The organism is Bacillus sp. FSL L8-0528, from assembly GCF_038593085.1.
Classification (GTDB): Bacteria; Bacillota; Bacilli; order Bacillales; family Bacillaceae; genus Bacillus; species Bacillus paralicheniformis.
On sequence record NZ_CP151961.1, the window covers coordinates 4,093,690 to 4,109,445 of the forward strand.

Genomic DNA, 15,756 nt, shown 5'->3' on the forward strand with positions numbered 1-15,756 from the left:
AAAAAATATTTATTTTTTTCCATTCAAACAAAAATAGATTGTTCTCTTTTTATTCATAGCTTGTTCATATTTTTCTTCTAGAATAGGGAACATAAAGAGGTGAAAGTGATGATGAAAATAAAAAACAAACAACTTGATGTCATTCTGGTTCTAATTTTGTTGGCAGCTCTTATTCTGAATACATATAACATTTGGCTGGACGATGCCGCCAACCAGTATTACTTGGCAGCAGTCAAAAGCATGACGCAAAGCTTCCACAATTTCTTCTTCGCGTCATTCGACTCTTCCGGATTCGTATCAGTAGATAAACCGCCTGTCGTTTTATGGATTCAGACTATATTTGCGAAAATCTTCGGCGTGCATACGTGGAGTGTGATTTTGCCGCAGGCGCTTGCAGGGGCGGGTTCCATCTATCTGCTTTACGCACTGATAAAGCCGAAATTCGGAAAAGGCGCCGCCCGCATTTCAGCGCTGGTGATGGCGCTGACGCCGATCGCGGTCGCCGTAAGCCGAACGAATAATATCGACAGCATGCTCGTCTTCACGCTCCTACTTGGTACATGGTGCCTGATGAAGGCGGTCAAACAAGGCAGGCTGATCTGGCTTCTCGCTGCATTCGGTCTCATCGGCCTCGGATTCAATATGAAGATGTTTCAGGCATTCATGGTGCTTCCCGCGTTCTTGCTGTTTTATCTCATTGCGGCCCATGCGAATTGGAAGAAAAAAATCGTTTCAGCGGTTTTATCGCTTATTGTCCTCACCGGCATTTCGCTTTCTTGGGCGCTTGCGGTCGACTATACATCAGCCGACAGCCGCCCGTATGTCGGAAGCAGCCAAACCAACTCTGTGCTTGAACTGGCTTTCGGCTACAACGGCACTGAGCGGCTTCTCGGCCAGACGACGGGCAACGCCCGCGGCGATATGAACGGCTTTGGAGGAGACATGCAGCAGCCGAACGGCAATGCGCAAGCTCAGAACGGAAACCGTTCGTCCGGCGGCTCCAATGGACAAAACGGCGTGATGCAGCCGCCGGGTGCGAGTGGCGCGACCGACGGCAATGCGCAAACTCAAGACGGAAACCGTTCATCCGGCGGCTCCAATGGACAAAACGGCGCGATGCAGCCGCCAGGCACGGACAGCGCGACCGATGACGGTTCACAATGGGCAAACGGCGGCAGTCAGCCGCCTGCCGGTGGCGGACCGGGCGGAGGCAATGGCGGACCAGGAGGAGGTCAAGGCGGCGGACAAAGCATGAACATGTTCGGCACCGGTGACGCAGGACCGCTGCGGCTCTTCCAATCGGCTTTATCAGGCCAAATCAGCTGGATGCTTCCATTCGCATTATTCGGACTGATCGGCATGATCATCAGCTGGTTCCGCAGCCGCCGCGAAAAAACGGGCGAAATGAAAGAAACAATCTTTTGGGCCGCATGGCTCGTTCCTGTCGCCGGGTTCTTCAGCATCGCCGGATTCTTTCACCACTATTACTTGATTATGCTGGCGCCGCCGATCGCCGCGCTGTCAGGAATCGGATGGTACGCGATGTACGGCCTTTACAAAAATCACAAAGACTGGGCAAGCTATTTGCTGCCGGCTGCCGTTCTGACAACGGCAGCATTCCAAGTGTATATTTTAAGTGCTTATACAAACCAAATCGGCAGCGCCTGGATGTATGTCATGGGAATCATGGGGCTTGGTGTCACCATCGCCTTACTGATGCTGAAGCGAAGCCATCCATTCGGAAAGCAGCTCACCATCATCAGCTTGTGCGTGCTTCTTTTGACACCGGTCTATTGGTCGGCAACACCGATCCTTTACGGAGGAAACAGCGTTCTTCCTGAATCGGGGCCTCAGCTGCAAAGCTCCAACGGAGGCGGAATGTTCAGCTCGGATGTGGACACAGGACTGCTCACATACCTCCGGGAAAATAATACCGGTGAAGAGTACCTGTTCGCGACATTGACAACGGTAACCGCGGCCCCGTATATCATCAATGCCGACGAAAATGTCATGGCGCTCGGAGGCTTCAATGGCACAGACCCGATCCTGTCGGTCAGCGAGCTGAAAAACCTCGTCAAAGAAGGAAAAGTAAAATACTTTCTGATCAGTGACAACTCAGGCAACAGTGAGCTCGTCTCCTGGATCAAAGAAAACGGAACCGAAATTTCGTCTGACCAATACAGCAGTACAACGAACAGTACCGACAGCTCCGGACAGCAGGGCGCAAGAGGCGGCCCGGGCGGCGGACAGCAGCAAACGCTCTATAAGGTTGAGCTGTAAAAGGTGGAAGCCCATCGGATGAGTCCGATGGGCTTTTGATTATGCTTTTCTAAAAATAACCGGCGGATGTTGTTCAATATGATAGAGCAGTTTTTCTCCATAAACGGTCATCGTTTTCCGCGAAGGGTCGCCAAGCACGCCCCATTCAAAATTCCGCTGGAAAAAGAAATAGTAATCCCCATTTGGAAAGATCGGAACCGGCCAATCCCCATATTCATCTTTAGGAAGCGGTCCGTGCGGACGAAACATATATCCTTCATGCTGCCAATCGAGTGCGTACATCGTCTCCAGCGGATCTGTACACGCCTTGAAGGCGCCGATCATCATCTCCTCCAAATCGGCAAGAAACCGGCCGTCTGCTTTAAACCCTGCGGACACATCATAGACAATAAACGGGCGCGGCGGCTTCATCCTTGAACATTGAAGGCCGGGCTTCCATTTGACGACCCGATTCACCTTTGTCCACACTTCATCATTTTCCCGGCTGCTTAAAACGGTCCAGCTCATTTGATATCGTTCTCCTTTGCCTGTTTGACCTTATAGGTTGGCTTCTGATAGCGCGCTTTTTGCTGGTTTTGATGTTTAACCCTTAATAATTCTCCAATTCCGCCAAAATGTCTTCCAAAAGAAAATCGATCGGCAATGTCATCGCGTCTTTTGAATTAAAAAAGATGGACGGCTGAATCCCGTCTTTTTTCATGCCCGGCAGCCACTCATTCACAAAGTCTTCGAGATCGATCGGTCTGGCTGTGCATGCGCTCCATTCCTGTACTGCGCACAATTCGGCATAGTCCTTTGCCGGCCAGAATGGAATCATTTTGCGGCCGTCATCATCCTCCGTCATCGCCCAGCCATCGCCATATAATGACCATACCTCTTCAAAATCGGCGATTCTTTTAATAAAATACTCGTACCGCTTCTCTTTCGAAGCCTTTAATAAAGCCCCGACCTCTTTCTTGTGGAGCCTTGGCACGATTCGCTCAATGCGTGAAACATCATATGTATGGCAATAAAATTGAAACGTCCCGTCTTCATAATCTTCAACAATATAATTGATATTCTCCCAGCCGGCGTTTAATTGATCGATTTTGAAACCGCCATGCCGGCCTTCAAAATCGGTTAACCGAACAGAAGAAACCTCCTTAAATGTCAATTCAATATGATAGCTGGCATTCTCATCTTCATAGAGAACCGTCATATCGATTGAACTAATGTCTTTTCCATCATGAAATTCTTTGTAGTATTGAAACCGGATAATTTCTTTAATATGAACCGGTGAAAACTCCGGTATTTCCAGATTAAGCTTTTCGTGTTTGCACAACTCCACTATGGTCACCTCTGTATTGGTATGATCAAGTCTTCCTGCGGTTTATGATCGAACACAACAATCTCCTGACGTTTTCATGCATGGCTACCACATGAAAAGTCTCAGGGTAATTTTCGATTTTGTCTTTTGGATAAAGTTCAAAAAACGATTTTTCTAGTGATTGGTGTTGCACCTTAGGCATTTTTTTATCTGCCAAAACGTAACCTAAACTGCCGGCGACGAGCGCAAAATATTCGTAAAAATCCCCTGACAAGCCGTGCCCGTCTTGTTCAAACGCATCCAAATCGGCCGGAAGCGGTCCTGACAGGCGCTTGTCCATATCATTCAGTTGATTTACAGTATCAGCATCAAGCCGATAATATCTGTATCTTTTCTTCATTGTCATTCACCCGCGGATCGTCAAAAATTCTGTTTTGTCAAAAGAAAATTGGAGCTTAATCATTGCATACATCGCGCGCTTTCCATTCAAGATATTTTTGTAATCCGCCCAAATACCGGCCTGATTCAATGTCATGATGCTTTCTGACTGAGTAGCATGGAAAGCCTGGAACGGCAGGGTTCGTCAGATGGACTTCTGAGCGAAAATCCAATTTGAATTTCCTTCTTCTTACCCACCTCTCCGGGCAGGATCTTATAGATAAAATGGTAGCTTTGTTCAAGGTATGCCTCATATTCACGGTTCGTGAAAATTCGTGAACCGTTAAAACACACCTTAGGATGAGTGCCATCAAACGCTAAATCAGACCAAATGTCCATTGTTCATCGTCCTTCACAATCACGTTTATATACTTTGAGCTTCGACTTTAAGAATATGACATGCCGGACAGAGCGAAAAATAAAGGATCACCTCTCCAAAAAACAAATCTCCATATTTTTCGTCGAAGTCATTCTCACCTGTTATTAAAGCGACAAACGTCATGTCTTGTCCGCATTCACAGCAAGTCAAATCAAGCTCATCTTCTGCGAGCAAAGGCTTGCCAAATACGCGGCCAAAATATGCGGTCCCGAGTGCTGTAAAAATCTCATCGTACCTCTCTTCAGAAGTAGGATAATCTTCAGCTTCCATCTCGACAAGCGAAACCGGGACATGCCGCAACGGAGCCGTTATTTGATCTTCGTCATCAGCCTTTTCAAACTCTTCCTGTTCTTGTTTGATGACAGCTGCAGAGCGATTTTGAAAATCGAGCTTAAAAAATTGCTCCTCCCAGAGCATTGAACAATTTAAACATGAAAACAAAACAAGTTCTTCACAGTGCTCCCCTCTCAACTCGCTCAGCCGGTCATCCTTTAAATCAAGACAAACAAGCTGATGCATCGGAGTCTCGCAGAGCCTGCAATTCGGCAGATTCCACTCATCCCCACCGACATGATGATGATTATCTCGCGGTGACTCTTCAAACATGATTTTATAGCCGATCGGTCGACTGAAGCTTTTTCCGTAAAAGATATGTTCCAAAAGGTTTCCTCCTAAGAAAACAAACTACCAATAAACGGGCTCGCACCCGTAATTATCCTCTTGATATAAATCTTCAATTCTTTTAATAAAGTTTAAAGTGTCCCTCAACCTTTTCAATATGTTTAGAATTTCAATATCTAATGCACACCGGATTCTCAAAAGTAAGAACTCACCTCTTTTATTCAGTCCTTTATTATTATTCTGCCAAGGAAGAAAAACGCCTCCTTTGATGACGCTTTATTCCACGACATATACATCAGTCGCATCAAATTCAAACCAGATGACCTTCTCCTTTGATTCGATACGTACATCAACCTTTTGAGTCACGCTGTTAAAATATTTTTTATTGTGAACAGGGTCTGCTATTAAAACAACAAAATCATTGATTGATGCAAGAAAAGAGAGGTATTCTGTCAGCTTATGTCTTTCTAGCAATTCTTCTTTAGTAAACATGCACTCAACGTGGATGAGCCTTTTTGATAGGGCATTTACAGCAAATTGTTTATCTTCAATGAATGGGATCATTTCCTCTATGAAACCGGGCGCTCCCATAACTTCGATAAGAATCTGGTTAAAATCAAGATGTTCAAAAAATGTAATGAGGTCATTGTTTGACAGAAGATCGGATGAGTACAGTGAATGGTAATGCAGAAGGTTGATCACATCCAGATTTCCTATACTCGTCAAAGACTCGGTATTTAATTTACACACGGACCGCACTCCTTCTAGTTAATCCAGGTCAGATATGATAGCTTTTGTCTGCTTTCCTTCATAAAGTCACTATTTGCAGCATTCCGTTCTAACTCAAACAATTCTTGAATTGATATATCCGGAAAGGTTTCGTCTAATAAACGGTTTCTTCGATTTGTATACAATACACGAGCGAGCGGCTCATGATTTGAGCTGATAACCTTAAAGGTATAATCGATAATATAGCTTTCTTGTAAACACACTGCCGCGAAGACGTGTTCTTTTAATAAGTCTTTCCCAATTTCTGCTGCAGCCGCCTCGTCCATTCCCTTGTAAACCTTATTGAACAGAATGCAGACCGCACTGCCTTCATACTGATCTATCATCTGCATGACATGAAAGTAAGTGTTATGCCTTTCAGGTACAATGATCTTATCCCCAATTTTATATTTTTGTCCTTTAGGAATCTTATAGTTCACGATCTCTTCTTTAAAACTGTCGCGCAGTTCTTGAGGTACCATAAAGGAAGGATTATGCAGTTCATTTATAACCGCGGCCACTTCAAACACTTTTTGGCCATCCCGATTGGAAACTGAAGTTCCATCGGCTTCTGAATCAAGGGCTATCCTCCCGAATCCTCTTTGCTTTAATTCTTTTCTAATGAGAGAGACAGCCTGCTCTGTCGTTTCTTGATTCAATAATGCTGCCACATCTGCATAAAACCAATATTTCTTGATGACAGAGTCGGGAAAGTAGATATCTATTTTTCCTAATCGAAACGTTCGTTGCTGCACTTTCTCACCTCACCAATGGGGCCGTTCCAGTATTCTTCTATCCAATCCTTTAGTTCCTCTTTATCATGCAAATATGTTTCAGGTGAATCCTTTAAATCGAATCCGCTTAGTAAAATCAACAAATTCCATACCCTCTCATCTTCTACTTCCGGATCGTCAGCGTATACATAACCACCTGCCCAATCTGAAAGTTCCTCTCTCGCCAAATCTCCTTTTAACACCTGTTTCATTTTGCAGATACAGTCCAATAATTCAGGTTTTTCCACATCTGACACCTCTTTTGTTATCGAATGTGATTCTCCCCATATATTGTAGATATTGGCTTTCCTACATGCTTTAGTCGATATCGTAATCTTCCCACTTTTCCCAATCATTATTTGGGACTCCTGCACAAACCGGACCTCGTCCAGTTTCAAGATATTCTGCAAATGATTGAAATGAAACCAATTCACTTGGGCTAGTTAAATAATCGGGATACTCCCAATTCTCTGTTTCGTATACTCCTTCATAATTGTCTTGTAGCCCTAATTTATTCAGAAGATTTCCGGGTTTTATCCAAAGAGCCTCTCTGAAAGAAGGATCTTTAAACAGGTTTCTAAAGTATGTTTTCCACGCTCCTTCTTTTGTCTGTTTTTGGTATCTGTTTCTCTGGTTAGCTTTTATACAGTAAAGACTTTCCGCAATTTCAATTTTGGATACTTCGCTTAATTGATCTAGATTACTTTCATAATATGTTACCAGCTCACCTGCCTTGGTCGTTAAAGAGAAGTCGTCAATAATGATTAAGCTGTAGTTGTCTGAAAAACTGTTGCTGTATGCATGAATAGACAGAAAAGGCCCTTTATCATCTATTTGAAAGCATTGTATTGAAAGTAACCAATGTTCTTTATTTAATCGCATTAACGTACACTTACTGCCGATATAGTTACATTCGCGCCATTCAAAAATCGGTCGGTTTAATTCACTAAATTCATCATCTAATAAACTAAGAATTTCTCTGCTTTTAATCAATGTATTTCTCCCTTAAATACTTTTTAAAAATAATCGACAGAATCTGTGGATGCCCACATTGGCCACTCTGTATTTCCATCGGCATGGTCCGGTAGATAAGACGCCTTTTTACGGCAAATTGCTTCGGCAATTGATTGAAAGAAAGGAGAAAGACTTGGCAAATCCTTTTCTGTTTCTGGATGTATCCACGTTTCTGTTGCATACAATTGATCGTACAATAACGGGAGATCTGCAGTTTGGAGCTGTTCATGTTCTGTCAGCCAGAGCGTGTCGAGAAATAAACGGTTTTTACTCATCTGCCTCAAACAGGTGATCCATTCATTCTCCGCATTCATATTTGCTTGCACTTCCTGCTCAATGAAAAAATGAAATACTTTCTCTCTAAGGACAACACTAAACGAATTTTTTGCAAAACCGGTTTCCACATCCTCCAACTCTAATTTGTTTCCTTTTTCGTCCAAAAACGCAAACGGCTCATCAATTAAAAAGCTTACTTCATGATTGGTTACTTGATTGCCTATCACATGAAAATCAATGGCCGGCCCCAATTTTGACAATCCGAACAACTGAAACGTCAAGAGCCAGTTATCCCCTTCAACAAATACCGAAAGTTTGCCTTTTGCGAAGTCAAAATTTCCGTTATAAAGCAATGGAAACTCTCCCTTTTTGAATGAATCATCAAGCAATGCAAGAATCGTTTCTTTATTTTTGAGCACGATCATCACCCCCGTTGATGTCTTTCGCTATTTTAATATGTAATTTTTAGCAAAAAAATAACTTTAGCATAGCGTGTAATTAGATTTCTATTAATATAATCGTTTGGAAACTGATTTTAAGTCATAAAACGCCATACCGCTAATCCAATTTCCAAAAGCTCATGGTGTTTTATGATTGTTTAACAGCTACCATGGCTACTCCTAATTAATATATCAAGCCACACACTGGATATTTATTTATGTTTCATACTTAATGATATCTTCCATTGAAGTGCCGTTAGAATACTTCATTAGAATCGTCTCTATACTTAAGTGGCCAAAAATTCCTATTGGGTTATAAATAGCCTTACCTGTTTTCTGATCTACTTCTGTTAATATATCATCTCCACCTAAAGAGCCTTCTTTCCCTTCACTAATGTAATACCTTCCATCATCATAAGTAATAAATCTTAATTTGGATTCCTCATATTGTTTCAACAAATCTTGAGTTGCTTTAGAAACAACCTTCCAATCACCCTGAAAAAAACCAGTGTAACTTGTATTTGCTACAAATAGCTTATTTTCTTGTTTTAGTAAATCAAGTATCTTAGCTTTATTCAGCTTCTGATCCACAAAAATGTCATAATACTGAATTAGCACATCATCATCTTTATGTTTTGCCAAGTTCCCTTCCAAAACCCATGCATAGTTGTATTTATTTATCTCCTCTAAGGGAATCTCAATAATAGCGCCGGGCACAATTTTTGATAGAGATTTTGCTTTTTTTGTTGAAGCTTTTATATCTGTAATTTGTCTTTCGTTTAGCTCCGGAAAAAATGAATCTCCATTTGTGTTCAATACATGAAGTAATGTTACGAAAAATTCGTCTAAATCCGGTTCCCTATCTAAATGCACCTTGGACATTTTATAGAATTTCTCTACTGCATCGTGAAGGATGTCCAATCCGTCATCACCGATCATAATGTTCTTGTTTTTATGTTCTTCTTCCCAAAAGCCCAATAGAAAGCTCCTTTCTACTTTTTCTTCTCTATTGCAACTGACAGCAAGTGTTCATAGCGTTTCTTCCGTATGTATACACCCGCCTGTTCAGCACTATTTTGAATGTTTCTGTACCTGGGCAATCGCAAGCTGTGGAATTAATCAAGGTATCATCAAACAACCGTTCTAGTCGTCATCCATAAGGAAGACTAATCGCTCTTTTGTATCAAAATGGTTGAATCACAAACTCATAATCAACGGTCTCTCTTTTTCAGCATAGATCACTTTTTCCAACGTTTAGCTTCATTATTATGCATATTTTAACCGATGCACAGAAATGTTACAATATTCCTAAAATATTTAAGGTGTTAAAATCCAATAAAAATTACATTTTTTTATATTTATTGAGCGAAGTAAAAAAGGCTGCCCCCACTCGGGAACAGCCTTTTCATTCGTCTCTGATGCTGTGGCCTAGATTCCACACGGCTCAGCTACAGCGCCGACTTGATCACTTTCTTACCGTAAAGAACGGACAGCAAACCGAAAATAGAATACAGAACGGTGTACAGCACCATCACGATGATCATCGGCGTCCGCACCTCTGCTCCGAATAAGAACCAGCCAGATTGGACGGCGAAGTAACTGTGAGACAGGCCGATAACCAATGGAATGCCGAAGTTATACATTTGCTTGATTCGTATCCCCTTCAGAAGGTCACCGCGCGTGAAACCAAGTTTTCTCAAGATCGTGTAATTCGGTTTCTCATCTTCGCTTTCATCCATTTGTTTAAAGTAAAGGATGCATCCTGATGTGATCAGAAACGTAAGTCCTAGAAATCCTACGATAAACATGGCAAGTCCGAAAAGCGATTTTTGAGCTGTGGTTGCATCGAGGAGCGATAAATGCTGATCGTTTTGATTCACTGTTGCAAACAATTCATTTGCCTGCTGAATCCGATCTTCATCTTTTAAATTGATCCCGTAAAAAAGACTCGACTTCTGCTGTAATTTTGGATCTTTGTCTTGGCTCAGACGTTTAAACAGCGCATCATCCACAACGGCAACAGGCAATCCGCCGCTGGTAAAGTTGAAGGATAAGAGCGACTCTTTTCTCAAGCCTAAATAGTTTAATGGGATTGTCTCATGCCTGCTCTTTACCTTAACGGCACCGTTCTCTTTTAAAGCCATAAGTTTCTGGAGAAGGTCGTTATATCCTGAGAAAATGACGTCTCCTTTGTGCACGTCAACCCCGTCAATCTCTGCATCGCTGACCACGGCGAGGGGTAATTTCCCCGGGTCGCCAGACATATCTTCAGGATCTCCGTTAACAATTTGCTCCAGATTAAAAGTCGCCTGAATGACATGAATTTCTTTTTTGTTGTATGAAATGTTATTTTCATCCAATAGTTGTTCGAACCGTTTTGCATCTTTTTGATTTGTCATGGCGAAATCAGCCGCCACATTTTGTTCGGCGGTTTTCTCTGCGGAGTAATACGAAATATAGCACAAAGATAACAAACCGATCGCCAGTGCCGAAACGGTGGTGATGATCGTTAATAATAGAGCGTTTGATTTCAGCCGGAACATGATCGATGAAAGGGACAGCACTTCATAAATATTTAAGTAGCCTCCTTTGCTTTTGCGGATGATGTTGGAGACAAAGCTGACCGATCCTTTATAAAAGAGGTACGTTCCGATGATAACGGTACCGAGAATAAAGCTCATCACATAAAACAGCTCATCTATGGTCTTGAATTTTCCGCTGAACAACTCAGTCGAAAGATAATATCCCGAGAAAATAAACAAGATGCCCAATAAGCCAATGATCATTTGAAAAACGGATATTCTCTTTACCTGATCTTCCGTAGATGAAGTCGCTTTAAATAATGATAAAATGCTTTGCTTTTTGATAAATGTATAATTCATCACCATCACCAGAAGGTAGATTCCGCAGAATACAATGACAGTTTGCACAAGCGCTTCTCCGGAAAAATTCAATTCGGCTTCAGCTTGAACATCTACTATTTTAAATAAAGTCATAAGCACGAGCTTTGAGATCGAAAACCCGGCAAACACCCCAATGACCAAAGAGCCGAAATACAGCATGACATTTTCCAAACTTAAAATGCGGAAGATTTTTTGCTTCCTCATGCCAATTAGCTGGAATAAACCGATTTCTTTGCTGCGCCGCTTAATAAAAATCGTATTGGCATACAAAATAAAAACCGCTACTACTGCCACTAGGAGAATGGAAGCTGCTTTCAAAGCCGCTGCGCCTTTGATTGATGCCTTCACTTCATCGATCGCCGGATCATACTGCAGCGTAACAAACGCAAAATAAAGCGCCACGCTGAAGATTAACGCAAACACATAAAGGTAATAGTTCCGTATATTCTTTTTCAGGTTGCGGAAGATGAGCTGATTAATACTCATGCTGAACCCCGCCTAACACGCCTTGCGTTTTCATGATGTCCTGGAAAAACATCTGCCTGTCTTGTCCGCCTTTATTCAGCTGCGTATAAATTTGTCCGTCTTTAATGAACACCACTCTGCTGCAGAAGCTCGCGGCGACGGGATCATGGGTGACCATAATGATTGTGGCCCGGCGCTTTTGATTTAACTGGCTCAGCTTGTTTAACAAGTCTGATGCGGATTTCGAATCAAGCGCACCGGTCGGTTCGTCAGCGAAAATAATGCTCGGTTCATGTATAAACGCCCTGGCTGCTGATGTGCGCTGTTTTTGCCCGCCGGAAATTTCATTCGGATATTTATTCTTCAGCTCAAAGATGCCTAATTCTTTCGCGACTTCCTCAAATTTTTGACCGGCTTCTTTTTTTGATATTTTCGTAATCGACAGCGGCAAAAGGATATTTTCTTTCACTGTCAGCGTATCGAGCAAATTGTATTCTTGAAAGATAAATCCCAAATGCTGCTTCCTGAATTCAGCAAGCTGTTTTTCCTTCATATTCGTCATCTCAGCTTGGTTGATGGTAATCGTTCCGCCGCTCACCTGGTCAATGGAGGACAGAACATTGAGCAATGTTGTTTTGCCTGAACCTGACGGGCCCATAATACTGACAAATTCACCCTTTTGGATCTGAAGGTCGATTCCCTTTAACACTTCGTGTTTATTGTGCTTATTTCCATAGCTTTTTCGTATTTTTTTCGCTTCTAAAATCATCATTTTTAAAATCTCCTTTTGACTGGATATGTTTATTATAGAAAGGAGGACTGCCGTTTTCCTTCGATTCAGCGAACAAAAAAGAAAAGCGTGTGACACTTTTGTCACACGCCCAGCACACAGGAAAATTCGTTCCGCTTCGGAAAAATCAGCGTAAAAGTTGTCCCGGCTCCCGGTTTAGAATCAACCTCGATATGAATCAGGAGCGGCTTTGCCGCTTTTTTCGCCAAGTACAGCCCCATTCCCGTGGCGGCCTGATCATGATGCTCCGTTGTTGATGTAAAACCTTTGTCAAATACGCGCGGTATATCTTTTGGATCGATGCCCCGTCCAAAATCTTGAACTGCGAAATGCACCTGGCCATCTTGTTCATAGCTTTTAATCAAAATATCGGATGCTTCGCTGTATTTCACCGCGTTTGTCAGCAGCTGCCTCATGATAAAAGACAGCCATTTCGCATCGCTGAGCACTTCCCCGGCGTCAAGCTGTATATCAAACCCGATCCCTTTTGGAATGCACCATGATTGCAAATCTTTTAGTTCTTTAAAGATTAAAGGTTTGAGCTCTAGAGCTTCAAGGGACAAGTCATTTTCGATAAATGACATCCGCTTTTGATGAAGTTGGCGGTCGAGCAGCAAGTGAACGCGCAGCCATTCATAGTCGAGTCTCGATTTTAATGATTGATCGTCAATCGTCTCCATGATCAAATGCATGGCGGTAAGCGGCGTTTTGACTTCGTGTATCCAGGACATGAGCTCATCTTTTTCATTCTCCAATGCCAGGCGATGCTGCGCCGCCTCTTGCTTTAACTGTTTCGTTTGCCCGGTGATGCTTTTTTCAATCATCGTTTCGAAAGGCGTTTCCGCCTCTCGAATGTTTGTCACATCGAGATTGTGATCCCATTCTTCCAGACTTTTATAAAACTTCGTTTCCTTCCGAAAACGAACAAGTACAAAAACGATAAAAATAAATGAAGACAAATAGGTCATATATAAAATCGACGTAAAAGGTATGGATGTATCAACATAAGCGATAAACAGAAAGACGATCTGCTGCAGGACAAATATGGCGATCCAGCTTCGCCTCTCGGTCAAAAACGCTTTCAGCATTCTCATCATCCTTCTTCTTTCGCCATATAACCCTGGCCGACCTTTGTCTCGATAAATTGCCCCAAGTTCAAGGCATCCAGTTTTTTTCTCAAACGGTTTACGTTGACCGTCAGCGTGTTATCGCTGACAAAGCGCTCATCATTCCATAAGCTTCTCATCAATTCTTCCCTGCTGACAATTTTGTTTTTTTGGTCGATCAATTGTTTTAAAATGAACATTTCATTCCTTGTCAGTTCAATCGACCCCGCCTTATTGCTGACGCGGTTTTGTTCGGGATCAACGGTTGCACCGCACCACGCTTTCTTCAAAATCTCAGGCTCCGTATTATAGTCGTAAACACGGCGGAAAATCGCCTGGATTTTGGCAATCAGCACGTCAAAATGAAACGGTTTCTGAATATAATCATCCGCTCCGAACTGCATGGACATGACCATATCAGCAGGATGGTCGCGCGAAGATAAAAAGAGAATCGGAACGTTGGAACGGGAACGGATCTGCCGGCACCAATGAAACCCGTCATATTTCGGCAGCTGAATATCGATAATGACGCAATCGGGCTTAATCGCCGTAAACTCCTGCATCACTTCGCTGAAATCGTTGATGCCGTACACCTCATATGACCACCCGGTTAACCGCTCTTTTATTTCCTGAAACAGCGAATCATCGTCTTCGATCAACAGCAGTTTAAACATTTGTCTCACCGCGCTTTTTGTCTTTTTTCTAAATCAAGTGTATAGCAAATCGTTTTCATGCGCTACAGAGAAAAAAAGAGCTGTCCTGTAAAGGACAGCCATTTTGTATATTACAAACTCTCGCCATTCGTTTCGATCACTTTTTTATACCAGTAAAAGCTTTTCTTTCTCGTTCTTGCAAACGTGCCGTTTCCTTCATTGTCACGGTCGACATAAATATAGCCGTAGCGTTTTTTCATTTCGGCGGTGGACGCGCTGACCAGGTCGATCGGACCCCATGATGTGTAGCCGATTAAGTCGACGCCGTCTGCGATCGCTTCTCTTACTTCTTTTAAATGATCGCGCAAATAGTTGATTCTGTAGTCATCTTGAATCGAACCGTCTTCTTCGACGACATCGACGGCGCCGAGCCCGTTTTCAACAATGAAAAGCGGTTTTTGATAGCGGTCGTACAATGTATTCAGTGTAATCCGGATTCCTTTAGGATCGATCTGCCAGCCCCATTCGGACGATTCAAGGTACGGGTTTTTAACTCCTCCGAGCAGGTTGCCTCCCGTTTTTGCCAAGTCTTCCTGATTCGTGCTCGCAACCATTGACATGTAGTAGCTGAAACCGATATAGTCGACGGTGTTTTCCTTCAGAATGTCTTCATCACCTTCAGCCATTTCAATCGCAATTCCATTTTCCTTAAAGTAGCGCTTCATATAGCCCGGATAAGCTCCGCGTGCCTGTACGTCCGAGAAAAATAGCGTTCTTCTCTCATTCTCCATCGCGGCGAGCACATCTTCCGGTTTTGGCGTCATCGGATATGTCGTCGTTGCGGCAATCATACAGCCGATTTTAGCGTCCGGAATAATATCCTTGCCTGCTTTTACCGCGAGAGCACTTGCGACAAATAGATGATGCGCCGCTTGGTACATCGCATTTAACTTGTTTTCGCCTTCTTCAAATACAAGGCCCCCGCCTGTAAACGGCGCATGCAGGACCATGTTGATTTCGTTGAACGTCATCCAATATTTCACTTTGTCTTTATAGCGGGTGAAAACCGTTTTCGCATAATGTTCATAACACTCGATCACTTTCCGGTTTTTCCAGCCGCCGTATTTTTTAATCAGACCGAGCGGCATTTCGTAGTGGGAAATCGTCACGACTGGCTCAATATTGTATTTTAATAGCTCATCAAAGAGGCGATCATAAAATTCGAGTCCCTCTTCATTCGGTTCAGCTTCATCGCCGTTAGGAAAAATCCGCGTCCAGGCAATCGATGTCCGGAACGCTTTAAATCCCATTTCGGCGAAAAGAGCGATATCTTCTTTGTAGCGGTGGTAAAAATCGATGCCTTCGTGATACAGATTCAATGACTCCATCGACTCATCGAATGGATACATGACGCCGTTCGGCGACACATCGGCTGTCGAGAGCCCCTTGCCGCCGACATGATAGGCGCCTTCCACTTGGTTTGCGGCAACCGCTCCGCCCCATAAAAAACCATCAGGAAATTTTTTCGTTTGTTCAGTCATATC

At 43.0% G+C, this 15,756-nt stretch carries 17 protein-coding genes; 1 reads left to right on the forward strand and 16 read right to left on the reverse strand.

The window, feature by feature from the left end; all coding sequences use genetic code 11:
• Nucleotides 1–117: 117 nt before the first annotated feature.
• On the forward strand, nt 118–2,280 hold the full coding sequence (locus tag MHI30_RS20865) for a glycosyltransferase family 39 protein (protein WP_162009194.1): 2,163 nt from the start codon (nt 118–120) through the stop codon (nt 2,278–2,280).
• Between the two features lie 39 nt (nt 2,281–2,319).
• Here the strand turns inward: MHI30_RS20865 and MHI30_RS20870 are convergent, their stop codons facing one another.
• The 16 genes from MHI30_RS20870 to MHI30_RS20945 all read right to left on the reverse strand — a co-directional run bounded on the left by MHI30_RS20870 (nt 2,320) and on the right by MHI30_RS20945 (nt 15,753).
• Complete coding sequence (locus tag MHI30_RS20870; protein ID WP_075751695.1) at nt 2,320–2,787, reverse strand: DUF2716 domain-containing protein; 468 nt, start codon at nt 2,785–2,787, stop codon at nt 2,320–2,322.
• Nucleotides 2,788–2,869: 82 nt separating this feature from the next.
• Nucleotides 2,870–3,607 carry a DUF2750 domain-containing protein gene (locus MHI30_RS20875; protein ID WP_256700598.1) on the reverse strand — a complete coding sequence of 246 codons (738 nt, stop codon included), beginning with the start codon at nt 3,605–3,607 and terminating at the stop codon, nt 2,870–2,872.
• A 25-nt stretch (nt 3,608–3,632) separates the two neighbouring features.
• Nucleotides 3,633–3,986, reverse strand: coding sequence for a YxiJ family protein (locus MHI30_RS20880; RefSeq protein WP_075751696.1), 354 nt, complete (start codon nt 3,984–3,986; stop codon nt 3,633–3,635).
• 55 nt (nt 3,987–4,041) lie between these two features.
• Nucleotides 4,042–4,197 (reverse strand): hypothetical protein, encoded by a 156-nt coding sequence (locus MHI30_RS20885; RefSeq protein WP_154495462.1) that lies wholly within the window; start codon nt 4,195–4,197, stop codon nt 4,042–4,044.
• 191 nt (nt 4,198–4,388) lie between these two features.
• Nucleotides 4,389–5,063: a hypothetical protein gene (locus tag MHI30_RS20890; RefSeq protein ID WP_075751698.1), complete on the reverse strand. Its 675-nt coding sequence runs from the start codon at nt 5,061–5,063 to the stop codon at nt 4,389–4,391.
• 237 nt (nt 5,064–5,300) lie between these two features.
• Nucleotides 5,301–5,774, reverse strand: a complete 474-nt coding sequence (locus tag MHI30_RS20895) for a hypothetical protein (RefSeq protein ID WP_223254822.1) — start codon at nt 5,772–5,774, stop codon at nt 5,301–5,303.
• A gap of 14 nt (nt 5,775–5,788) precedes the next feature.
• Nucleotides 5,789–6,547 carry a hypothetical protein gene (locus tag MHI30_RS20900; protein ID WP_075751699.1) on the reverse strand — a complete coding sequence of 253 codons (759 nt, stop codon included), beginning with the start codon at nt 6,545–6,547 and terminating at the stop codon, nt 5,789–5,791.
• Nucleotides 6,523–6,813: a DNA-binding protein gene (locus MHI30_RS20905; RefSeq protein ID WP_075751842.1), complete on the reverse strand. Its 291-nt coding sequence runs from the start codon at nt 6,811–6,813 to the stop codon at nt 6,523–6,525. Before MHI30_RS20905 ends, MHI30_RS20900 begins: the two co-directional genes overlap by 25 nt.
• A 70-nt stretch (nt 6,814–6,883) precedes the next feature.
• Nucleotides 6,884–7,558, reverse strand: coding sequence for a hypothetical protein (locus MHI30_RS20910; RefSeq protein ID WP_075751700.1), 675 nt, complete (start codon nt 7,556–7,558; stop codon nt 6,884–6,886).
• A gap of 23 nt (nt 7,559–7,581) precedes the next feature.
• Nucleotides 7,582–8,274: a hypothetical protein gene (locus MHI30_RS20915; protein ID WP_142238578.1), complete on the reverse strand. Its 693-nt coding sequence runs from the start codon at nt 8,272–8,274 to the stop codon at nt 7,582–7,584.
• A gap of 237 nt (nt 8,275–8,511) precedes the next feature.
• Nucleotides 8,512–9,273: a hypothetical protein gene (locus tag MHI30_RS20920; protein WP_075751702.1), complete on the reverse strand. Its 762-nt coding sequence runs from the start codon at nt 9,271–9,273 to the stop codon at nt 8,512–8,514.
• A 470-nt stretch (nt 9,274–9,743) separates the two neighbouring features.
• Complete coding sequence (locus tag MHI30_RS20925) at nt 9,744–11,684, reverse strand: ABC transporter permease (protein WP_075751703.1); 1,941 nt, start codon at nt 11,682–11,684, stop codon at nt 9,744–9,746.
• Complete coding sequence (locus MHI30_RS20930; RefSeq protein ID WP_075751704.1) at nt 11,674–12,435, reverse strand: ABC transporter ATP-binding protein; 762 nt, start codon at nt 12,433–12,435, stop codon at nt 11,674–11,676. The genes MHI30_RS20925 and MHI30_RS20930 overlap by 11 nt, the downstream gene beginning before the upstream one ends.
• 101 nt (nt 12,436–12,536) lie before the next feature.
• Nucleotides 12,537–13,541 (reverse strand): sensor histidine kinase, encoded by a 1,005-nt coding sequence (locus MHI30_RS20935; protein ID WP_075751843.1) that lies wholly within the window; start codon nt 13,539–13,541, stop codon nt 12,537–12,539.
• Between the two features lie 5 nt (nt 13,542–13,546).
• The gene (locus MHI30_RS20940; RefSeq protein WP_075751705.1) at nt 13,547–14,233 is read right to left on the reverse strand and encodes a response regulator transcription factor; all 687 of its coding nucleotides are present in this window, start codon (nt 14,231–14,233) and stop codon (nt 13,547–13,549) included.
• A 110-nt stretch (nt 14,234–14,343) separates the two neighbouring features.
• Nucleotides 14,344–15,753, reverse strand: a complete 1,410-nt coding sequence (locus MHI30_RS20945) for a glycoside hydrolase family 1 protein (protein WP_075751706.1) — start codon at nt 15,751–15,753, stop codon at nt 14,344–14,346.
• Between the last annotated feature and the right edge of the window lie 3 nt (nt 15,754–15,756).